The sequence below is a fragment of the Psychrobacillus soli genome (genome assembly GCF_006861775.1).
Classification (GTDB): Bacteria; Bacillota; Bacilli; order Bacillales_A; family Planococcaceae; genus Psychrobacillus; species Psychrobacillus soli.
Window position 1 is genome coordinate 145,680 of the sequence record NZ_VDGG01000014.1, and the last position, 22,408, is coordinate 168,087.

24 protein-coding genes and 1 pseudogene are annotated in these 22,408 nt (G+C 36.0%); 19 read left to right on the plus strand and 6 right to left on the minus strand.

The window, feature by feature from the left end; translation table 11 throughout:
• Window positions 1-16 precede the first annotated feature (16 nt).
• Window positions 17-1,099, plus strand: a complete 1,083-nt coding sequence (locus tag FG383_RS08660; protein WP_142606906.1) for an FAD-dependent monooxygenase — start codon at window positions 17-19, stop codon at window positions 1,097-1,099.
• A 67-nt stretch (window positions 1,100-1,166) separates the two neighbouring features.
• Here FG383_RS08660 and FG383_RS08665 read toward each other — a convergent pair whose 3' ends face one another.
• Entirely contained in the window at window positions 1,167-2,423 is a 1,257-nt protein-coding gene (locus FG383_RS08665) for a TolB-like translocation protein (RefSeq protein ID WP_142606908.1), read from the minus strand.
• A gap of 103 nt (window positions 2,424-2,526) precedes the next feature.
• Window positions 2,527-2,691 carry an aspartyl-phosphate phosphatase Spo0E family protein gene (locus tag FG383_RS08670; protein ID WP_142606910.1) on the minus strand — a complete coding sequence of 55 codons (165 nt, stop codon included), beginning with the start codon at window positions 2,689-2,691 and terminating at the stop codon, window positions 2,527-2,529.
• A 298-nt stretch (window positions 2,692-2,989) separates the two neighbouring features.
• On the opposite strand from FG383_RS08670, the gene hslO reads away from it, so the two are divergent.
• Together hslO and FG383_RS08680 are read left to right on the plus strand one after the other, a co-directional pair.
• Entirely contained in the window at window positions 2,990-3,868 is an 879-nt protein-coding gene (hslO, locus tag FG383_RS08675; RefSeq protein WP_142606912.1) for an Hsp33 family molecular chaperone HslO, read from the plus strand.
• A 128-nt stretch (window positions 3,869-3,996) separates the two neighbouring features.
• Window positions 3,997-4,431, plus strand: coding sequence for a hypothetical protein (locus FG383_RS08680; protein WP_142606914.1), 435 nt, complete (start codon window positions 3,997-3,999; stop codon window positions 4,429-4,431).
• A 4-nt stretch (window positions 4,432-4,435) separates the two neighbouring features.
• Here the strand turns inward: FG383_RS08680 and FG383_RS08685 are convergent, their stop codons facing one another.
• Window positions 4,436-5,074 (minus strand): cupin domain-containing protein, encoded by a 639-nt coding sequence (locus tag FG383_RS08685; protein ID WP_142606916.1) that lies wholly within the window; start codon window positions 5,072-5,074, stop codon window positions 4,436-4,438.
• A 128-nt stretch (window positions 5,075-5,202) separates the two neighbouring features.
• On the opposite strand from FG383_RS08685, the gene FG383_RS08690 reads away from it, so the two are divergent.
• From FG383_RS08690 to FG383_RS08720, 7 genes and pseudogenes are all read left to right on the plus strand, one after another.
• Entirely contained in the window at window positions 5,203-5,778 is a 576-nt protein-coding gene (locus FG383_RS08690) for a histidine phosphatase family protein (protein WP_142606918.1), read from the plus strand.
• Between the two features lie 38 nt (window positions 5,779-5,816).
• The gene (locus FG383_RS08695; RefSeq protein WP_142606920.1) at window positions 5,817-6,356 is read left to right on the plus strand and encodes an NUDIX hydrolase; all 540 of its coding nucleotides are present in this window, start codon (window positions 5,817-5,819) and stop codon (window positions 6,354-6,356) included.
• A 97-nt stretch (window positions 6,357-6,453) separates the two neighbouring features.
• A complete protein-coding gene (locus FG383_RS08700) occupies window positions 6,454-7,137 on the plus strand; it encodes a hypothetical protein (protein ID WP_142606922.1) in 684 nt (227 codons plus the stop codon).
• A gap of 594 nt (window positions 7,138-7,731) precedes the next feature.
• Window positions 7,732-8,109: pseudogene (locus FG383_RS08705) on the plus strand (DUF4279 domain-containing protein); the annotation flags it as partial.
• A gap of 122 nt (window positions 8,110-8,231) precedes the next feature.
• Window positions 8,232-8,699 carry a GNAT family N-acetyltransferase gene (locus FG383_RS08710; protein ID WP_142606926.1) on the plus strand — a complete coding sequence of 156 codons (468 nt, stop codon included), beginning with the start codon at window positions 8,232-8,234 and terminating at the stop codon, window positions 8,697-8,699.
• A gap of 47 nt (window positions 8,700-8,746) precedes the next feature.
• Window positions 8,747-9,277: a DUF6886 family protein gene (locus FG383_RS08715; RefSeq protein WP_142606928.1), complete on the plus strand. Its 531-nt coding sequence runs from the start codon at window positions 8,747-8,749 to the stop codon at window positions 9,275-9,277.
• 75 nt (window positions 9,278-9,352) lie between these two features.
• Window positions 9,353-10,192 carry a YitT family protein gene (locus FG383_RS08720; RefSeq protein ID WP_142606930.1) on the plus strand — a complete coding sequence of 280 codons (840 nt, stop codon included), beginning with the start codon at window positions 9,353-9,355 and terminating at the stop codon, window positions 10,190-10,192.
• A 303-nt stretch (window positions 10,193-10,495) separates the two neighbouring features.
• Here FG383_RS08720 and FG383_RS21720 read toward each other — a convergent pair whose 3' ends face one another.
• Window positions 10,496-10,741, minus strand: a complete 246-nt coding sequence (locus FG383_RS21720; RefSeq protein WP_221887517.1) for a helix-turn-helix domain-containing protein — start codon at window positions 10,739-10,741, stop codon at window positions 10,496-10,498.
• A gap of 178 nt (window positions 10,742-10,919) precedes the next feature.
• Between FG383_RS21720 and FG383_RS08725 the strand changes: the two genes are divergently transcribed.
• The 3 genes from FG383_RS08725 to FG383_RS08735 all read left to right on the plus strand — a co-directional run bounded on the left by FG383_RS08725 (window position 10,920) and on the right by FG383_RS08735 (window position 13,771).
• Window positions 10,920-12,572 carry a M20/M25/M40 family metallo-hydrolase gene (locus tag FG383_RS08725; protein WP_142606932.1) on the plus strand — a complete coding sequence of 551 codons (1,653 nt, stop codon included), beginning with the start codon at window positions 10,920-10,922 and terminating at the stop codon, window positions 12,570-12,572.
• 297 nt (window positions 12,573-12,869) lie between these two features.
• Window positions 12,870-13,082: a hypothetical protein gene (locus tag FG383_RS08730; protein ID WP_142606934.1), complete on the plus strand. Its 213-nt coding sequence runs from the start codon at window positions 12,870-12,872 to the stop codon at window positions 13,080-13,082.
• A 275-nt stretch (window positions 13,083-13,357) separates the two neighbouring features.
• Window positions 13,358-13,771: a GNAT family N-acetyltransferase gene (locus FG383_RS08735; protein WP_185907890.1), complete on the plus strand. Its 414-nt coding sequence runs from the start codon at window positions 13,358-13,360 to the stop codon at window positions 13,769-13,771.
• Window positions 13,772-14,154: 383 nt separating this feature from the next.
• On the opposite strand, the gene FG383_RS08740 is transcribed toward FG383_RS08735, so the two are convergent.
• The gene (locus FG383_RS08740; RefSeq protein ID WP_142606938.1) at window positions 14,155-15,174 is read right to left on the minus strand and encodes an NADH:flavin oxidoreductase/NADH oxidase; all 1,020 of its coding nucleotides are present in this window, start codon (window positions 15,172-15,174) and stop codon (window positions 14,155-14,157) included.
• A gap of 179 nt (window positions 15,175-15,353) precedes the next feature.
• Between FG383_RS08740 and FG383_RS08745 the strand changes: the two genes are divergently transcribed.
• Window positions 15,354-16,562, plus strand: coding sequence for an argininosuccinate synthase (locus FG383_RS08745; protein WP_142606940.1), 1,209 nt, complete (start codon window positions 15,354-15,356; stop codon window positions 16,560-16,562).
• A complete protein-coding gene (gene argH, locus FG383_RS08750) occupies window positions 16,559-17,932 on the plus strand; it encodes an argininosuccinate lyase (protein WP_142606942.1) in 1,374 nt (457 codons plus the stop codon). The genes FG383_RS08745 and argH overlap by 4 nt, the downstream gene beginning before the upstream one ends.
• A gap of 222 nt (window positions 17,933-18,154) precedes the next feature.
• Here argH and FG383_RS08755 read toward each other — a convergent pair whose 3' ends face one another.
• Entirely contained in the window at window positions 18,155-18,928 is a 774-nt protein-coding gene (locus FG383_RS08755; RefSeq protein ID WP_142606944.1) for an HAD-IIB family hydrolase, read from the minus strand.
• Between the two features lie 82 nt (window positions 18,929-19,010).
• Between FG383_RS08755 and FG383_RS08760 the strand changes: the two genes are divergently transcribed.
• The 4 genes from FG383_RS08760 to FG383_RS08775 form a co-directional block, all read left to right on the plus strand.
• Window positions 19,011-19,697 (plus strand): Crp/Fnr family transcriptional regulator, encoded by a 687-nt coding sequence (locus FG383_RS08760; protein WP_142606946.1) that lies wholly within the window; start codon window positions 19,011-19,013, stop codon window positions 19,695-19,697.
• Window positions 19,698-19,864: 167 nt separating this feature from the next.
• Window positions 19,865-20,191, plus strand: coding sequence for a DUF3870 domain-containing protein (locus FG383_RS08765; protein WP_142606948.1), 327 nt, complete (start codon window positions 19,865-19,867; stop codon window positions 20,189-20,191).
• A 267-nt stretch (window positions 20,192-20,458) separates the two neighbouring features.
• Window positions 20,459-21,619, plus strand: coding sequence for a CaiB/BaiF CoA transferase family protein (locus FG383_RS08770; protein WP_142606950.1), 1,161 nt, complete (start codon window positions 20,459-20,461; stop codon window positions 21,617-21,619).
• Window positions 21,620-21,635: 16 nt separating this feature from the next.
• Window positions 21,636-22,408: acyl-CoA dehydrogenase family protein (locus tag FG383_RS08775; protein ID WP_185907891.1), on the plus strand; the 773-nt coding region annotated here is incomplete at its 3' end.

A 22,408-nucleotide genomic window follows, 5' to 3' on the forward strand; every position in this document is an offset into this window, starting at 1 on the left:
GCGGGAGGATTATGAAGTGAATTATAGCGTAGATGTATGTATTGTAGGAGCTGGACCAGGTGGGGCATTGCTTGCGTATTTGCTTGCGAAGAAAAATGTATCTGTTTTGCTACTTGAACAGCATCCGACTGTTGGAAAGGCGTTTCGTGGGGAGCATTTAAACGAAGAAGGCGAAGCGATTTTAAAACAATATGGTCTTTTGGAGAAAATAGAAAAATTAGGTTTACTTCGCATGGAAAAACTAGAGTATTGGCATGACGGGAAACCATTTAAAACGATTTTACCAGATCCGCAAGTAGGACATTTAGGCATACATGTTCCACAAATAAACTTGTTAACGATATTGTTAGAAGCAGCAGAAGCATATCCATCTTATATTTCGATGATGAATACGAAAGTTGTCGAATTGTTAAAGGATGAATCGGGCCATTTTAATGGAGTTCGAGCGTTAAAAGATGGAGAAGAAATAGTCATTGCAAGTCAACTTATTATTGGAGCAGATGGTCGCTACTCCACCGTTCGAAAAAAGGCGGAAATTGATGTGACGATTCGAAAACATGGGTTTGACCTACTTTGGGCAAGAATCCCTGCTCCGGATAATTGGGAACCTTCGATAAGAATGGCACTAATTGGTGATAAACAATTATCGCTATTCACTCAAGCAAAGGGCTTTATCCAAATTGGTTGGAATATTGAAGAGGGCTCATTTCCACAGTTACGCAAGCAACCATTTACTCCTTTTATTGACCAACTCATCGACGCCTTCCCGGAATTAGAAGAAACGGTGCGAAACTCTATTCAATCGTGGAAAGATTTCGTGTTGTTAGATGTATTCAGTTCTACAAGTGAAAGCTGGGGGAAAAACGGTGTTGCATTAATCGGGGACGCTGTGCATACGATGACACCAACCGGAGCTTTTGGCCTAAACAGCTCTTTGAAAGATGCAGAATTTTTAGCAACTCTTATTAATAAAAATTATATCTCTCAATTGGATAATATGGATTGTGCAAATCAAAGAAAAATAGAAGTAGAGAAGTTACAAGCGATTCAAATAGAGAAAGAGCAGACATTTGCTTCGAATTTTGTTGTCGTTGTTTAAAAATATAACGCACCGCTATACTAACTATGGCTAAATTAATTAGCCGTTTGTATAGCGGTGCGTTATTTTATTTCTTTGGAAAAAAACTATAGACACCGATATTATTTATCCAAACTTTTGCGTCGCCGCCGTTCGGGTCCGCAATCCATAACTCGGCTGTATTATCCGGTAACTCTTTTTGTCTGGACCACGTAATTTTATTAATAGGAGGTAGGTATATTGGATTGTAATCGCCTTTCTCTTTAGGAGGTGTAGTTATCCTAACTTGTTCGTTTCCAGAAAGCGGAACAAAGTATAAAGAAGGCTGTGGCCGTTTTTCAGGGTCATTGGACCATTCCGTTTCCGGTACCCTAGACACAACAAACGAATCGTCATTCATCCATGAAAAACCCATGTCCACATACTTTTCAGGTGTCAGATCCAACGTAAGAAAAGAAGGAAGTTCGGTAACTTTTAAGTCTTTGTTTTTAAACCCATATACAATCCTTCCACCTCCAGCAATATAACCAAGGTAGTTTCTATTAAATGCCCATTTTGAATCAAATCCTAAAGCCATCTCATCAATCACATTAAATTGTTTTCCATCCGCAGAAAGAACACAAAGCATATCGCTATCCATTGCCCAAGATGCAGTAGGTGATACTCTAAAGGATACCCATTGCCCATTTGGCGAATAATGAAATGAATTAGCGTTTATCGAAATGATTTTCACTTCTTCTGTACCTATCTCCTTTGGAATAACAAACAGCTTTTTCACATTTTTCGTCAAATCTTTATTGTCCATATAATTATCTGCTAAAGCGATTTTATATAGTACTGGATTTGTCCATCCATCTGGACGGAGATCAGCACCTGACGAAGCAATGAATCCTTTCCCACTTGGTTGCCATTCATAACTGTCGACACCTAATGCGATGTTATTAAATTCCTGTAAATTGGATACATTTAAGACGCCACCATCCATGAAAGCAACAATATTCGCAGTAGGTGACCACTTAGGGCTATAGCCGTCATAAAAGATTTTTTTATGCGTTTTCGTTTGAATCGTATAAACCCATAATTCATTGGAAGTATTTTTGGAATCGATTAAGTTACCGGGCACTTCCTTTTGATATAAAATCATTTTACCGTCAAATGACCACTCTGGAGGATAATTGTACGTAGCTTTCTCGTTCATTATTTTCATTTCTTTGTTATTGGCTTTAATCCATAAATAGCCGTCTCTTTCAAATGCAACTTTTACACTTGAAGTGTCCGTTTCAGCTCTAATTATGGATGGAGAAAGTAAACAGAAGATAATAAGTAACTGAAGAATTTTTGCCATATTGTCACCTCTAGAATTAGGTTTCCCGGTCTTTAAATACTTATCCAAAATTAAAACCGACTACGATCCATTTAAGGAAGGTAAATCGGTTTTGTTTGCTTGTTTATGAAGCGATCTTTTGATATCTATTTAGTAATTGGTCTAGTTCTTGGCTGCACTCTACAACTGTCGGATGCGTAAATCCATAGTTTTTCGCTTTTCTGTACATAATTTTTCTTTTAATTGCAATTTGTAACAACAACGTTTTTTCATCAAGTATTCTATACACGATCTTTCCTCCAAATAATATTTTATATACGCTACTAAATGGTTTTCAGAACCAACTTTTTCATTGTAGTACATTCAAAATGCAAATTTTGTCGTATGGTGAAAAATATGAAGAAGTTCATAAATTCGTCACAAAGTAGATGCATAATTAATAAAAAGACTAAAAGCCTATTGTATTTATTTAACTACCTAAGCTTCCAGGCTTAAGTTAATTTTGTTTACTTTTCAAGAAAATCGCTTAAAGTTAGTAGAATAAAGAAAGCTGAAATATAAACATTTCATAAAGGGAGAACGAAAAGATGACAGATTATGTAGTAAAAGCAATTGCCCTTCATGACCAAGTACGAGCATATGCAATACGCTCAACTGAAACTGTTGGGGAAGCACAAAGAAGGCACAAAACACTTCCAACCTCCTCTGTTGCACTTGGTCGATCCATGACGGCGGGTGCTATTTTAGGTGCTATGATGAAAGGTGAAGAAAAACTGACGATTAAAATTGACGGTGGTGGTCCTATAGGGACGATACTTGTCGATGCAAATGCAAAAGGCGAGGTACGTGGATACGTATCCTACCCCAAAACTCATTTTGAAGTGGCAGAGTCGGGGAGATTAGATGTAAGTCGCGCGGTTGGAACGAGCGGCACACTTTCTGTTTCGAAGGATGTAGGAATGAATCAGCCATTCGTTGGCCAAGTACCAATTGAAACGGGTGAAATTGGAGAAGATTTCACTTCGTATATTATGAATTCGGAGCAAACACCTTCTTCCGTAGGAGTAGGTGTGCTTGTGAACGCAGATTATACAATTCACGCGGCTGGAGGTTTTATTATTCAATTACTTCCAGGGACCAATGATGAAACGATTCAATTTATAGAAAGTCGCTTACAACAAATACCTTCTATTTCTTCCATGGTAGAAGGTGGATATACGCCAGAAGAAATGTTATTGGAGGTTCTTGGAAAGGATAATGTAACCGTACTAGAAAAAATGCCAATTCGATTCCAGTGTCAATGTTCAAGAGAACGAATCGCAAGTGCTATTATTAGTTTGGGACAAGAAGAAATCCAAGATATGATTGAAGAAGACGGGCAAGCAGAAGCACAATGCCACTTCTGTAATGAATACTATTTATTTACAAAAGAACATTTGGAACAATTACTAGAGGAAACAATTTAATAAATTTATTGGACTGTTTGGATGATCATTCGTCAAACAGTCTTTTTGTTGGAAATTAACTTCCTGTTTTTGAAGGATTCTCCCGATTAAATGGAGAATATTACTAAACGTAGGAAGGGGCTTTATTATTGGGCTATTTTTGGAAATTAAATATAGTTAGTGCTTGCTATGCGTTTTTTCTATTTGTTTCTATTGAGCTCCAATTAAATTTTTACCGAATTTGGCGTTTAAGTGGGTGGGAACCAGATTCTGTAAACTTAATGACTGGAGTTATACATATTGTTGGCTTTGTACTACTTACTTTTTTAATCTATTATTTCAATAAAAAATGGCTGCGGACTACAAAATTGAAATATTGGACAGCCATTCTTTGGATACCTTATTTATTCGTTTTACTTTATATCTTCGCAAACTTATTTCCAATGACGAACCGCGGAGATACCCCAGCACCAGTTACGGGGCTAATCATGCTGGCACAAATCATAAGTTATCCGTTCTATTTATCTGTTGTTTATTTTCTGAGTGACGTTTTGGAAGGTGATCCAGAGGAGAGTTTAGGATAATTTGTTAACTAGGTGGATGATTGTATGGACTATATTGTTGCATTGGATACCCCTGATTTCCGTGAGGATGTATATAATTAGGGAAATACTGTGCGTTACTTCCATGTGTTCGATGACAATCTTTCGGTGGTCCAATATAAGTGGAGTCCGTAATAGGTTCTATCGCTTTTTTCCATTGATTTTCGTCCAAACAATAAGTGTGTGCCATAATGTTCGATGGAGTTAATCTTAAAATATCGGAACCAAGAATTACTTCTGGCGTGGATGCATTAAAAATAGCAAGTACATGAGTCCGATCCTCTGTAGCCATTTGGTAATGCCACCAACCTTGGGGGATATTCGCCACTTGGCCAGGTGTTATGGTGTAATGTTGATATTGCTTCGTAAATGGATTCAAAATAGAAACAGCCATTGCACCGGAAATACAATATACTAACTCGGAAGCATTTGGATGGTAATGGGGTTCAATATTGTTGTTTGTACTAAGAAAAATATCGATCAATGATAAATTGTCCAGTGTATTTAACTGTTCGACACCTAAAATATTCATAAAGTTGAAATTATCTTTTTTAAAGAAAAGGTTTTTATTGACATCAAAAGTGAACTGGGTCGATGGGGAGGTGTAGTCAATTGGCGTATCCATAGCTTAACCTGCCTTTTATAAATTGTAATGTGTTAATAGGCACATTCTTTGCATCATATGTAAAAGCCCGATATATTGTGCGAAAATGGCCTTTTTACAATAATAATTACAAGAAAGTAGGAATAAATATGACTAAAATTTGTATTGTAAGACACGGAGAAACGGATTGGAATGTAGCAGGAAAACTTCAGGGCAGAACTGATATCCCGATAAACAATACCGGGAAATTACAAGCGGCAGATTGTGGTGAATACCTCAAGAATATGCAATGGGATGTCATCATAACAAGCCCTTTGAATAGAGCAAAACAAACTGCAATGATTATTAATAAAAAGATTAATGTCCCTATTATTGAAATGGATACATTTATAGAAAGGGGCTATGGGGATGCAGAGGGTATGACATTAAAGAGCAGAACTTCCTCGTATCCAGATAGAGTATATCCTAATCAAGAAGATAGAATATCCTTAAATAATCGGATAACAGAGGGCCTTCATGAAATAAACGAAACATATCCAGCAGGCAATGTATTACTTGTCGCACACGGAGGAGTAATTAACGCCATACTGGCCAATATATCAAATGGAGAAATAGGTTCAGGGAAAACTAAATTGCTAAATGCATGTATGAGCAATATTCAATTTAAACAAGAAAAATGGCAAATAGTAGACTTTAATCTAGTAACGCATCTTACGAAGAAATGACATAAGGTAATGACTATTTAATGGATAGGAAGAGGATAATGAACAGTTGGAAAATGCTCAATTCAAGCTATGTTTTTAAAACACCATTCGGAAATTTACGGAAAGATGATTGTGAACTCCCGGATGGACAAATAATAAAGAATTATTACGTCAACGAATACGCTGACTGGGTCAATGCAATCGTTCTTACAAAAGAGAAAAAGATTGTACTAGTTAAACAGTTTAGATATGCAGCACAAGATTTCTTTTTAGAAATCCCTGCAGGTAAACCCGAGGAAAACGAAACATATGAAAATGCTATAGTAAGAGAAGTAAGGGAGGAGACTGGGTTTATTAGCGAAAAGGAGCCTATATTACTAGGGGAATTCTATGTTAATCCTGCAACTCAAACGAATAAAGTGGTAACATTTTTGATCTTAGATGCTTTTAAAGCGTTTGATCAAGTTTTAGATCCTACTGAATTCATAGATGTACGTTTGGTAGACTTAAATGATATGGAAACAATGATAGAGAATCAGGAGATAAATCAATTATTTACAGTGAGCGCTTATTATATGTCTAAATCGCGCTTAACATAATTGCAGAAAGAGGAATTGGAGAAAGCAATGAAAACGTTTTTTTAAAGTAGTAGGTACATTATTATTCTTTACACTCTTGTCCGGGGCAAGCTATTTAGTGTTATATCTCTCCATAAAGTCTAGTATTTTAGCTGGGATTTTTGTATTAGTGCTATGTTTGTTCCTATTTGCTACAAGTATTTATGGATTAGTTAGCGGGAAAGTAAAATTAGCAAAACTTCAAAATCGAATAGAAGTGGCCGCTGTACTAGTAGGTTCGATCTTACTAGCCCTATCTATTTCTTTATTTATATTAATGAATACTATATTAGAGTATGCACTGGAAGAGGAGGGGGTGGAATCTAAAGATAAATCGCGCTTAATAGCAAGCACGTTTTTTCATGTACCGACGCAAAGAAACTTAGAGAAGGAAATGAAAAATGGAATTACCTATTTATACCCTTCAGGTGCCAAAGACACGGTGGAGCAGTTTGATACACTTCTTCAAGAAAAGAAATCGTCATTTGATGCCCTTTTTGGCAATGAAACAATGGAACCTTTAATGATAGAGATTTATAACGACGTTTCTACCCTACGAAATAGTCCGCTTTCAAGTGATGCTGATGGCTATTATAATAGTTTCAATCAGTCCATTCATGTTGTGAAAATTGATTCACACCTCATAGGTGATTGGGAACCGTATTTATATAAGCAGTTATTCGAGGAGGAATTGATTTATAACGAGAAAACCCAGGATGAATTGCGTCAAAAGTTAGCGAAAGACTTCTCTGAGCAATTTTAACTAGGAAGAACTTAACATCATAGACGGTTTTCGATCAATATACAAAAAAAGAAAACAGGGTTTGCATCGGTAAATGATCAAACTAACAGTATTAAATATATAAGTGAACAGCAAGTCGTGCTAGCTGTAAACGGTTGGTCCATTTTTAAAAAATGTTTAGGCTCATGATATTGATTTTTAACGTATAGCATCCAATAGGGTGCCTTTCTTTTGCTTTAAATAAAGTTAGAAAAAAGATTAGTGTAGTTGTAAAGAACAGTTTTACCCTGAAAAGGGGAGTGGTTGTATGAAGAATATTTTGTGTTTTACAAAAAAAATACTAAAAAAGTTTGGTGATAGAGTATAATATTGGTAAGTTTAGCGGTTTCAATGAGCCTAATTGCTAGGAGGAGAATAAGTGACTACATTTGGACTTATAAGACATGGTGTTAATGAATTAGAAAAAATGCATCTTAATATAACGGTCGATATAGTTGGAAGTCAAAGAGTTGTTTTGAGTTAAAAAGTTTAGTGGAATCACAAAAGTGAACTGGAGGATTAAATTTTAAAAAAACAAAAGTTCAAGCTTACTTCTTTTTAGGGAATGATGATTTTCCAATAGATGAAGTAACGAATAGATTGAATATCGAGCCGTCTGAAACTACAAAAGTAGGGGAACCGTTGCCTTTAAATTCCGACAAACATTATTTTTCTACAACTTGGAAATATGGTTTGGGCTATAAAGAAACGTTAGATGTGGATGAAGTATTAATGCCTATTATTGAAAAATTGGAGTCAAAAGTGAAGGACATATTATGTTTAAAAAAAGATTATGATTTAGTAGCTAAATTTGTCATTGTAATTGAAATACATAATGGCTATTCTCCAGGACTTCCCATTTACACAAAGGCGAGTAAATTAGCTGCTGACATTGGTGCAGATTTTGATATTGATTTGTATGCATATCCGTATAGTGAACCAGAGGAATTATAGTTCATATTTTATGGGAGAAGGGTTAGAAAATAGCCTATGATATTAACTACTGCGGGCAGTCCTACTGTGTGTGTTATCTACATCATATAACAATAACTCAATTGAAGAGAGGGAAGAAACTAGTGAACATAAGATTTGCAGAACGAAGGGATATAGAGCAGTTAACTCAAATGAGATGGGACTTCACGCTGGAAACTCATGATACAAAATCATTTGAAGAAAGTGACTTTGAACTATTTGAATTGGAATTCCGAGCCTTTTTAGAGAACGCAATAAGTAGTGGCAGCTGGTTTATTTGGGTAGTAGAGGAACAAGAAAAAATCGTCTCCCATATCTACATAGAATTAATACAAAAAGTACCACGACCAGGTAGAATAACCTATCCTTTTGCATTTATGACGAATGTTTTTACAGTCCAGGAATTTAGAAACAAAGGAATAGGAAGTAACTTGATCAAGTTCATAAACGAATGGGCGAAAAGTAAGAAGTATGAATTTATAATTGTCTGGCCGAGTGACGAAAGTATCAGCTACTATAAAAAGAACGGATACAGACATTGTAAAGAACCAATGGAATTTTTTCCTTCTTAAGATAAGCATACGAGAAAGTAGTATTGAAAATCGATTAGGAGGCATATATGAGACTTTTCCATGTAAGTGAAGAAAGTGATATTAAGCTTTTTGAACCACGAATACCTACTCGAACAGATTTAGACTCTACAAAAGGGCTTGTTTGGGCTATAAATGAAAAGTGTTTGCCGAATTTTTTAACCCCTAGAAACTGTCCGCGTGTTTGTTATCACGTTGGTGAGCATACATCGGAGGCAGACAAGCTTTCCTATTTTTCATCAAAGTCTTGCCCCCATGTTGTTGTAATAGAGCATAAGTGGTTTGAAGTAATGCAAAATATTACTTTATATTTGTATGAGTTTGATGCTAATGAATTTACTCTTTTAGATGAAAATGCAGGCTATTTCATTTGTGAAAAGAAGCAGATTCCTATTAATAAATTCAAAGTACCTGATTTATTTGCTGAGCAGTTTAGAAGAAATGTTGAAATACGCTTGGTTGAAAACCTGTGGGACATTTATTTTGAAATACAGGAGACAACATTGAATTGGTCTATGTGTAGAATGAGATTCGCGCAGCCAGCACTAGGGAGTAAATAAGTAGAATTATTTTAGAGATTCTCATTTTTGTACATATTCTGATTTACAGATACATAGAAGGTAGGAAATTAATTTATGAAGAAACAAATTTTGGATATTTTTTTTATTTTGTTAGGCTCATTTATTTTTGCATTAGCTATAAACCTCTTTGTAATACCTAATGAACTTGGTGAAGGAGGAGTTACAGGGATAACAATTATATTATTTTATCTCTTTGAATGGTCGCCGGGGCTAGTAAGTTTGATAATTAATACTTTATTGCTTGTAGTAGGCTATAAGTTCTTAAATAAGAGTACTATTGTCTATACGATAATTGCGGTTTTATTTATATCACTTTTTCTACATGTAACAGAAAGTTGGAACATTTCTTCAAATGAATTGATGATCAATTCAATATTTGGTGGTATCTTTGCAGGGGTAGGTATTGGATTAATCATTCGAGTTGGTGGTACGACTGCAGGTTCGACTATTCTCGCTAGAATTACTAATAAATATTTTGGTTGGAGCATAAGTTATGGGCTTTTGTTCTTCGATTTAATCGTTGCCTTTTCTTCTTATTTTATTATTGGTACGGAACGTCTTATGTTTACGATTATTATGCTATATATTGCGACCAAAGTAATGGAATTCATTATTGAAGGATTAAACCCTAAAAAAGCTGTGACCATTATATCAGAAAAACCAGATGAAATAGCTGAGAAAGTAACAAATATGATGAACAGAGGTGTAACTGTACTTTCAGGTCATGGATATTATACAAAAAATTCAAAGGACATTCTTTATATTGTTATTAGTACACAAGAAGTAGTCAAACTCAAAAAAATTGTAAGATCAACTGATCAAAATGCATTTATAACAATTCATGATGTACGTGATGTATTTGGAGAAGGATTTTTAGATATTTCCAAAACGTAAGATTATTATAATCGGAAAAAATTTCTATTCATCTCACAAAATTAAAGAAGCGGTACGAAGGCAGGTTTAAGATGTATTAAAGAAGAGAAAAGGCTGTTTAAACAGCCTTTTCAGATTGTAGAAAAATTCAATTTTGGTCTATAAATTTATTTTAAACCTGACAAGGGCCACCACTTTGCTTTCCGAGGGATTGGCTTCAGTTCAAGCTGTTTGCAATGGAGTCTTCTTGATGCCCCTTACATAATCAACAATTCTTACCTATTAAATTATAACTTTATGCCATTCTATTGGAGTTAAAGTTAATCAGGATAGTATTTGAAGCTTTTCCAACTTCCGATAAAGTGTTCGAATAATCATCCCTAAATCCTTTGCAACCATTTGCTTACCATTGTAATTGTACCCATAGATATTAAGCTTTTCGGTTATTATCTCTCTTTCTGCATCTACTAATTCTAAATTCTTAGGTGGGTTATGAACATCTGTGCAACATGATATAAGGTATGGAGGAAGTGATTGTTCACTTAAAGTATTTTCTGTTTCAAAATTCATGCTATATTAGTTGTAGGTTTCTATTATTTAGCATTGGTATTAATATTCACTCTATTGCTCAATTACGTTGAGAATAGATTAGATAAGGGGGGAGTAGGCAAAAAACTAAAAAAGAAAGCCTTCTCTTCGTAAAAATAAAAGTCCCAAGCATAAAGCAAATAGAAAAGGAGTATGAAGTATGATTACTACAAAAAATGAAGTACTAAAATTGACAGAAGAACTTGTTCGTGTTGAAAGTATAGTAGAAACGCCAGGTGAAATCGATGCGGCTAAGAAAATATATGAAATGATCGCCGAGATGCCTTACTTTATCCAAAAACCTGACCAAGTAATTCTTTCAAAAACAAGTGATGACCAATTGGACAGATATAATGTCCTAGCATTTGTAGAAGGAACAAAAGAGAAAAGTTGTAAAAAAACGATTATCTTAATGGGTCATCTGGATACAGTTGGCATTGATGATTATACAAATTTGAAAGACGTGGCATGTAAACCGGATGAACTAATGAAAAAATTACACGATGAAAAACTCCCAGATTTAGTAAAAGAGCAACTGGAATCGGGAGAATGGTATTTTGGTAGAGGTGTATTAGACATGAAAAGTGGTGTAGCTAGCCATATGTCATTGCTAAAGTATTTCGCTGAACACCCAGAAGAATTAGCAGGAAACCTAGTTTTCTTTTCAGAATGTGACGAAGAAGTAAGTTCCAAAGGTGTTTTATCGGGTCTAAAAGATTTGAAAAAATGGAAAGAAGAGCACAGTTTTGATTATATAGCATTAATAAATTCGGATTTCGTCGCTCCTTTATATGACGGCGATGTGAATCGTTATATTTACAAAGGAACTGTTGGGAAATTACTGCCTTCTTTTTTCATAACTGGAGCGGAAACGCATGTTGGTTCTGCTTTCGAAGGGTTGGATCCGAATTATATTGCAGCAGAATTGACAAGACAAATTAGCTATAACCCCGAATTATGCGATAGACATTTAGGGGAAACACCCGCACCGCCAATTTCTTTGAAACAAATGGATTTAAAACCCAATTATACTGTGCAAACAGCACTTTCAGCATATGTGTATTTTAACCTTTTCGTGCATACATGGTCCCCGCAAGAGGTCTTAACCAAACTTATGGAACAAGCGGTATTCGCTTTTGAAAACGCTATCAAAACTTTAAATGAACGGTATGAAAGTTTTTGTAAACTAAGTGAACAACCTTTCAAGCAATTACCATGGAAATCACGTGTAATTTTGTATGAGGATATGACCAAATCGTTAAAAGAGGAACATGGAGAAATTTTTGTGAAGCATATGAATAAGTTTAAAGAGAAACTACTATTAGATGATAGCTTGGATACGAGAATGTTCGCAGCTAGAGTTGTGGAAGAAGAATGGAAATGGATGAAGGATCAAAGTCCAGCCATTATTTTACTTTATTCATCCCTATATTCACCTTGCTTAGACCTTACAGGGAAAAATAAACAAGAAGAAAATTTGATTTCGGCTTTAGATAAAGCAATAGAAAAAGTGCAGTCACAATATAAATATCCAATCGTTTCTAAAAATTATTTTCCTTATATTTGCGATATGAGCTGTGTTGCTTTAAAAGATGATGAGAAATCTATCCAATCGGTGATTAATAATAATCCTGCTTGGGGTACAAAGCATTACGTGAATTATGAAGATATAAGAGAAATCAATGTACCTGCTATTAATATCGGGCCTTATGGTTATGATGCTCACAAACGCTATGAGCGTATGGAGATTGAATATTCTACTGAAGTTATTCCGGCAATTACGAAGGAAATAATTGAAACACTTATCGGTTAATTGACTTTTAAATAGTAAACTTTTAAGAATGTAGACAAACACTAAAAAAATGAGTTTGTCTACATTCTATTGTTTTATTTAGGATAGCTTAGTTTTCCAAGCGTCCACCGAATGATTTCATCATTTTTGGGGAGTTAGTGTGCATAGCCTACTACCAGGCATCGCAATTTTCATTTTATTTATAGTAATATCCAGAAAAAATATTCAATTTTCCGGATATTACTAAAAGGAAGCTAGTATGTTCGGCTCCACTGCTACTAATAGCTCCAGTAGTTCGTTAATGAAAAGAGGGGAACAATGAAGAAAATCATAGCTAAGCTAATTCTTCTTTTGCTTTCAGTAGTCATATTCATGATTCTTTGGAAACTAATGCAGTATATATTTAATGCTTTTGTCCCGTTTAATCCAATGACCGAGCTTATAGCTTTCGTAGTAATTGTGATCATGATACCAACGTCCATGGTTTTAGCAGATATTAGTTTCATGTTATTTCAAAAATCCTTTAAGTAAAGGGGAATGGAAATAATTGGACAAAAGATTCGATAAGATAAATTATGGCATTTGAATCAAGATAAGCAACATACTTTCGTTGCTGAAAATTAAAAAGGAATCACATTTGTAGATAGAGGAATTGTTTATCCAAAAAGAGCTATTTGGTAGAAAGCAACCAATTGAATGGAATTCTAGATATATACAATTAGCGAAATTAATAGAAAATGAACATTTTGCTGTGGGTAGGTCCATGGAATTTCACAAAATATGAACTTCAAAGAGGGGTTAGTCTAATGAATTATAAAATGGTAGAAGAATTAAGCGAAAGACATTTAAACGAATTACATAATTTATTTAAAAATGAATGGTGGACTCAACATCGTGAACTTTCAGAAATTAAAAAAATGGTAGAGAATAGTAGCGTAGTAATTGGATTAGTAAATAGTGAAACAGAGGAATTAATAGGGTTTGCAAGGGTAATTACAGACACTATATATAGAGCATTCATATTTGATGTGATGACGAAAGAAAATTTCAGAAATAATGGTATCGGGAAAATTTTAATCGAAAGTATATTAGAGCATCCTCTAGTTCAAAATGTAGATAGGGTAGAACTATATTGTCCAGATAGATTAGTTGGGTACTATGAGAAGTTTGGCTTTTCAACAGATGTAAATGGTAGTAACTTAATGAGATTGACAAAATAATATTATTCCCTTAAATAGGAACATATGTGTGATATAATGGGAAAGTAGTAGAATAGCGTGTTCATGGGCGGTCAGCATTTCCGATTTACTATTCATTTATTTGGATAGGGAGAGGAGGTGTTGCATATGTCGACATTTGAATCTTTGATGTTCGCTATAGCGTTCGCAGGTTTGATTGTTTCCATTCTTACTTTTTCCAAAGAAAAAAAGTAAACCGCCCCTGAGCCTAGCAAGCATGGGAAGGTTTACTCGTCCTAATTGCTGATCGCCTTTGAAGCGATACTATTTTATTACAAGACTGTTTGGTGTTGTCGCACCGAGCAGTCTTTTTTAATATACTCTTTTTCACTCGTAATTATAACATATTGAATAGCGAAGTGTTACTAAAATCCTCTTTTATACGGTTCAGGTGGTGTCACATTACCTGTAATCGCTTCTTCCGCATGTAGTGCCCAGTACGGATCCTTCAACATGCCGCGTCCCACCGCCACAAGTTCAGCGTCGCCATTTGCAATTGTTTGTTCCGCCAATGCCGCATCTTCTAAAATACCAACTGCTATAACTGGTACATTCAATGCTTCTTTATATGCATGGGCAAACGAAACTTGATATCCAGGAGTATTGGCAGGTTTTATCTTCCCAGCAGGTCCTTCTCCGCCGCTCGAAACATGGAAAACATCCACACCAGCTTCTTTATACTTTTGCGCAATCTCTAAAGAATGCTCTAAGTCGTAACCGCCATCCATATATTCGATTGCTGAAATGCGGAAAAGCAGGGGCATTTCTTTAGGCATTACGCTACGTACTGCTTTTATAACTTCTACTCCAAATTTAGATAAGTCTTTTCCATATTCATCTGTACGATTATTAATAGAAGGGGAATGAAATTGATGGATTAAATAGCCATGGGCACCGTGTAGCTCGATTGTATCAAATCCAGCTGCTACAGCGCGTTTTGCTGCGTCTTTAAATTTAATTACCATTTCTTTTACTTCTTCTGTTGAAAGCGCTCTTGGTACTTTCCAATTTTCCGCTACTGGAATATTAGAAGAGCTAACCGGTGGATTGGCATCTGTAGCCTTTCTTCCAGCATGTGCGATTTGTATCCCTATTTTTGACTTATGTTTATGCACTTCATTTACTATTTTTTCATATGCAGGAATTTGCTCATCTGACCACAATCCTAAATCATAATCAGTAATTCTACCATCCGGTTCTACGTCCGTCATTTCTACTATTATAAGACCCGTTCCTCCGATAGCACGTGAAACATAATGGATAAAATGCCAATCAGTTGGGATACCATCTTTTGCTTCCACGGAATATTGACACATAGGGGGCATCACTACTCGATTTTTTAACGCAAGACCTTTTAGTGTAAAAGGTGAAAATAAATGACTCATCTTATCACGCTCCTTACATCTATTATCTTCGTTTCATTTTGAGGAATCAATTAATCTGATTTTCCATTAAAAATATTGTGCTTAATTATAAATTATTAGTTGTATTTATACATATATCATGTTACATTATGTATATTAATACTAACTTTGCGTATAAACATACATTGGAGGAATATAAAATGAATAAAAAAGTCGTTTTAGCATATTCAGGCGGACTAGATACATCTGTAGCAATTACATGGTTAAAAGAACAAGGATATGACGTAGTAGCAGTGTGTCTCGACGTTGGTGAAGGTAAAGATTTAGAATTTGTTAAAAATAAAGCACTACAAGTTGGTGCAGTAGAAAGTTATATGATTGACGCAAGAGAAGAGTTTGCGAATGAATATGCACTAATTTCTTTACAAGCACATACTTGGTATGAAAACAAATATCCGCTTGTTTCTGCATTATCTCGTCCATTAATTTCGAAAAAGTTAGTGGAAATTGCGGAACAAACAGGTGCAACTGCAGTAGCACACGGTTGTACAGGTAAAGGAAATGACCAAGTTCGTTTCGAAGTTTCGATCAATGCATTAAATCCTAATTTAGAAGTTATTGCACCGGTTCGTGAGTGGAGCTGGAGCCGTGAAGAGGAAATTGCTTATGCAAAAGAAAAAAATATTCCGATTCCAATTAACTTAGATAGCCCATTCTCGATTGACCAAAATCTATGGGGTCGTGCAAACGAATGTGGTATTTTAGAAGACCCTTGGGCAGCGCCACCAGAAGACGCTTATGATTTAACGGTGTCATTAGAAAATGCACCAGACGTGCCAGATGTTATTGAAATTGAGTTTAAAAATGGTGTTCCAGTTGCGCTAGACGGCGTGGAATATAAACTATATGAGTTAATCTTAAAATTGAATGATTTGGCAGGTAAACACGGAGTTGGACGTATCGATCATGTAGAAAACCGTCTTGTTGGTATTAAATCCCGTGAAGTATATGAAATCCCAGGTGCTCACACATTGTTATTAGCACATAAAGAATTAGAAGATATTACATTAGTAAAAGAATTAGCTCATTTCAAACCAGTAATGGAGAAAAAACTAACAGAACTTATTTATGAAGGACTTTGGTTCTCTCCACTTAGAACAGCACTAGAAGCATTCTTAAAAGAAACACAAGTATACGTAAACGGCACAGTTCGCGTGAAATTATTCAAAGGACATGCAATTGTAGAGGGACGTAAATCACCTAACTCTTTATACAACGAAAAACTTGCGACTTACACAGCAGATGACGAATTTAATCATGCATCAGCAGTTGGATTTATCGAGCTTTGGGGTCTTCCAACAAAAGTTCACGCGATGGTGAACCAAGGAGCGGAGAAGGTGAAAGCATGACCAAACTTTGGGGAGGAAGATTCCAAAAATCTGCTGAACAATGGGTAGATGAATTTGGAGCTTCCATCGGTTTTGACCAAACATTAGTAATGGAAGATTTAGAAGGAAGCGTTGCACACGTTAAAATGCTTGGGGCTTGTCAAATTTTGCCCCAAGAAGACGTGCAGCAAATTCTGGGTGGTTTAGAGCAATTAAAGAAACTAGCAGCAGATAATGCATTAGAATTTTTAGTTGCAAACGAAGACATTCATTTAAATTTAGAAAAAATGCTTATTGATTTGATTGGACCAGTTGGCGGGAAACTGCATACAGGGCGCAGTCGTAACGATCAGGTAGCAACGGATATGCACTTATTCTTGAAAAATAGAGTAGGAGAAATCATCGAGTTAATCGAACTTTTCCAACAAACACTGATTGCTCAAGCAGAAACGCATGTGGAAACACTTGCACCAGGATATACGCACTTACAACGTGCACAGCCAATTTCATTTGCACATCATTTAATGGCGTATTTCTGGATGCTAGACCGAGACAAAGATCGTTTTAAAGATTCGATTAAACGTATCGACATTTCTCCACTTGGAGCAGGGGCACTTGCAGGAACTACTTTTCCAATTGATCGCAAACTTTCTGCAGAATACCTTGGATTTGCGAACGTATATGCAAACAGCATGGATGCGGTAAGTGATCGTGATTTTATCGTCGAATTTTTAAGTAATTCTTCGATGCTAATGGCACATTTATCCCGATTTGCAGAGGAAATCATTTTATGGTCAAGCTCGGAGTTTAACTTCATTGAGTTAGATGATTCATTCTCTACTGGCTCTAGTATTATGCCACAAAAGAAAAATCCGGATATGGCCGAGTTGATCCGTGGAAAAACAGGTCGCGTTTACGGAAATCTAATGGGCTTACTTACAGTTATTAAAGGATTGCCACTTGCTTATAATAAAGACATGCAAGAAGACAAAGAAGGTATGTTCGATACGGTGCATACTATCGTTGGGAGTTTGAAAATATTCGAAGGTATGGTTCGCACAATGACTGTTCATAAAGAACGTCTCCACGATACTGTACACAAAGACTTTTCCAATGCAACGGAACTTGCGGATTATCTTGCAGCAAAAGGACTGCCATTCCGTGAGGCACATGAAGTAACTGGTAAGTTAGTATTCCTTTGCATCCAGCGAGGCTATTTCTTATTAGATCTTCCGCTAGATGATTTACAAGAAGCAAGCAGCTTAATAGAGTCGGATATTTATGATGTATTATCACCTCTTGCTGCGGTTAGAAGAAGAAATTCCCTTGGTGGAACTGGATTTGACCAGGTTACCATCCAAATAGAAGAAGCTAAAAAGCGTTTAGCATAATGAAACTGTAGACACTCAGATTTTGAGGAGCTGTCTACAGTTTTTTGTCATTTGGGTAACAATTTCAGTCTTTCTATAAGGAGTAGTTAGAAAAAATGACGGTTTAGTTGGAAAATTAGTGAGTTTAGTTGGAAAAATGATTGAGTTAGTTGTAATTATTTCATGTTTAGTTGGAAAGATATCGAACTGGCAAGAGATCCACTACTGAAATAGGAGAAGTCTTCATCTGTACATTTCCAGTTGAGTGGCATAAACTTTACTAAGTTCTTTAATCTTATCTGCGACTGCCCCTGCATTACTTTCAACATTCCACGTCGCTACTTTCTGCAATTCCTCGTGTTTACCGACACAGACTGCTTCTGTCGCAAATTGAAACATAGGGATATCATTTGCATCGTTACCAAAAGCGATGAAGTCCTGCTCTTTCACATTTAGTTTTTGCAAGCCAATCCATTTATCTGTACCTATTGGGCTAATATCTAGAATATTCTCTTGCCGATGAATGTATGTTCGAACATGAAGCAAGTTTAATCGAGATAATATTTCGCTTACATGTTCGTTTGGAAATAGCACAACCTTAATCATTTGCTCCATCTTATGTATCGAAATGTTTTTTGCTAACTGGTCGGGATCCAGATTTCGAAAAATCGGATGCTCTGTGCTTCCAGTATATGCATAATCCCATTCCGTATCGATTAAATAGCTAAGCTTTAAGTCTTCAATAATTTGTTTTATTTGTTCTTTAGTTTGATGATCGAACGATGTTAGATGCGTAATTTTTCCATCGTTTGCAACAAACGTCCCATTTCCACCAATCATATGATACATATGCATTTCTTTTGGAAGTACAGGAAGTAAGTCGCGAATTGGTCTTGCAGAAGCAAAAATAACTTCATGTCCCATATGGCGACAATATTGTAATGCCTCTGTTATTTCTTCACATAAAGGTTGCCCCTTAAAACAAATCGTACCATCTAAATCAAAAACAAATTTCATCGCTCTCCGTCCTTTCACTCTCTTAATAGTAGCTATTTTTCGATATAATAAAAAGGACATATGTCTCAAAAGGAGAAAAACGATGCAAATTATTCAAGATCATTTACTTTCAACAGATTATTTGAACCACAAAGAGTTGAAAATGCTTTTTACAGATAACCAACATCCATTTCAGATCAGACGATATAATCGCAACGAAGTCGTTTTATTGGAAGGGGAGGACATTGATGGGCTATATATGCAAGTTTCAGGTCGAACAAAAATTACAACAAGTGTTATTACAGGTAAAGCATTGCTGCTTAGATTTTGTTCAGCCATTTCCATCATGGGTGATATTGAATTAATCCAAAAGGTGCCAATTCAATCCCAAGTAACTGCAGTGGAAGAAACGGATTTTATTTTCATCAATAAAACATACATACGCAACAAATTAATGAAAGATCTAGCTTTTTTAAAAGAACTCTTAAAACATACAACGTACAAACTACAAACTTGTACAACCGCATCCCGCATTAACTTGCTCGCTTCTGTTGAATCGAGGTTTGCGAGTTATTTGTGCACTGTTCGTAATGGTGACACTTTTGGAAAAGAGATTCATACGACAAATAGCGTGGAAATAGCTTCTTTAATAGGTACAACATCGCGACATTTAAATCGAGTTATTGAAAAGTTTGTTAATGAAAAGATGATTGAGAAGAAAAAGAAAGAAATAATAGTTATCGATTGGGAAAAGATAGAGAACATTTCTGGTGGATTAAGGTATGAATGATTCAAAATCTTTCTGTGAACCTACTATCCTATGTAGTCTTCTTAACTAAATGAAAATTAAACAGAATATTCCCATTAAGTACTATTAAATAGTATTCGCTTCCTGTATTCTTAAAGTATAGAGATGCTTTTAATATAAGCTTTTTAACAAAGGGGATATGAAAGATTATGAATACAGTTTTTATAGCGGGGCATGCAAGGCTTCCGGCGGGAATGGCCGCACAAAACTTATATGAAACGTTAACAATTACAGCGGAAATTGATAAAAAATACGGAGTGATTGTTGCGGCGAGTTGTACGTTAGCTACGGAACATGGACGAGCATTTGTACAACAACTGCTAAGAGGGCATAGTTTACAAGATGGAATTGATCAGCCACTTGCAAGTATAAAAAATCATTATTTAGGCAAAGCAGGAAATGCAGTAATGTCAGCACTGAAAGATCTATATAAGCATTATGAGTTATATACGATTGAAAAAGAAAAATTAATTTAATATTTAAAAGTATTTGATTATTTAGTTTACAAATCTATATTTATGTAATAGAATAAGAACTAACGAGTCATGTCGAAACGTTTAAGCGTTCATTACCCATGACCAATCTGTTAGGAAATATAAAAAGCCAATACTGCCTAATCTGTCAAAATTCTTTCCGGAATTTTAACCGCAGATAAAAAGCCAGTTCAATTTGACGTACAGCTAGTCTGTAGTCCTTTTGAATTGGCTTTTTGAATTTATCGATAGAAAGGAATGAGTGTTCAAATGACGGGAGCTCTTGCGAATATCAAAGTCTTAGATTTGTCGCGTGTTCTCGCTGGTCCATATTGCACGATGATTATGGGTGACTTAGGTGCAGAGGTCATAAAGGTGGAGGCACCTGGCGGGAGTGATGAAACGCGTAAATGGGGTCCTCCATTTAAAGAAGAAGTAAGCGCTTACTACTTGAGTGCCAATCGAAACAAAAAGGCGATTACTTTAGACTTGAAGTCAGAAGCTGGTGTTGAAACGATTAAAAAGTTGGTTCAAGAAAGTGATGTAATTATTAATAATTTCAAAACTGGCACGATGGAGCGTTTCGGTTTAGGGTATGACGTGTTATCGGAGCTTAATCCACGTATTGTGTATTGCTCGATTACAGGGTTTGGTGAAACGGGACCGGATCGACATATTCCAGGATATGACTTTATCATTCAGGCGATGAGCGGTTTAATGAGCATTACCGGTACGAAAGAATCAGGACCACAAAAAACAGGTGTTGCCATAGTAGATGTTCTAACTGGGTTATATGCATGCATTGGAATTCAAGCTGCTTTGTTAGAGCGCGTACAATCCGGGAAAGGACAAAAGTTAGATATTTCCCTTTATGATTCTGCAGTAAGCGCACTAGTGAATATTGGAAGTAATTATTTAATGGCCGAACAAGTTCCGAAAGCTCTCGGAAATAGCCATGCAAATATTGTTCCGTATCAGGCATTTCAAACATTAGATGGAGAAATGGTCATTGCAGTCGGAAACGATCATCAGTTTAAGGCATTTTGCGATGTGCTCGGAAAACCCGAATACGCTCAAAATATTCTTTTTCAAACGAATCCTAACCGCGTGAAAAACAGAGACCAATTAGTTCCATTATTACAAGCCATTTTATTAACAAAAGAAACCGCCTATTGGCAAGAACAATGTAGAAATAATAATATTCCAAGTGGTCCAATTCAAAATTTAGAGGAAGTTGTCCATGATAAACAGCTTCAAGCGCGCAATATGTTTATCACGCAAGAACATCCAACAGCTGGACACATAAAACTGATTGGAAGTCCACTTAAGCTATCCCGGACACCGGTTCAGATGAAGTACCATCCTCCTAATCCAGGGGAGCATAATGAGGAAATTATGAATCGATTAGGTATGACACAAACAACCAATTAAGAAGGAGAGATATATGATGAACTTTTCATTCTCAGCAGAACAAAACATGTTACGTAAAACGGTAAGAGGATTTGTCGACAAAGAAATTATGCCTTATATTGGCGAATGGGATCGTGCAGGAAAATCAGACCCAGCTATTTATACGAAACTTGCAGACCTTGGATTCATGGGTGTTTGTATTCCAGAAGAGTATGGCGGAAGCGGGATGGACTACAATTCGCTTGCGATCGTATGTGAAGAGCTAGAGCGAGGAGATACGGCTTTCCGTACAGCGGTTTCTGTACACATTGGGCTAAATAGTTTGACGTTGTTACAGTGGGGAACAGAAGAACAGAAACAAAAGTATTTAGTACCTCAAGCAAAAGGGGAGAAAATTGGTGCGTTTGGTTTAACGGAACCCGCAGCAGGGTCTGATGTAGCAGCGCTTGAAACAACCGCTGTAAAAGACGGGGATCATTACATTTTAAATGGACAAAAAGCATGGATTTCCTTATGTGATGTGGCAGACCACTTTTTAGTCTTTGCTTATACAGGAGACAAATCGGAAAAACATAAAGGGATTTCTGCTTTTATCGTAGAACGTACGTGGGAAGGGTTTTCTTCTATTGCAACAAAAGGAAAACTAGGAATTCGTGCTGGAAATACAGGCGAGCTATTTTTCGAAAATGTGAAAGTACCAAAAGAGAATCTACTCGGTAAAGAAGGAGAAGGGTTCAAAATTGCGATGGCGGCGCTTGATAATGGACGCTTCACTGTAGCAGCTGGAGCGGTAGGACAAATTATGGCATG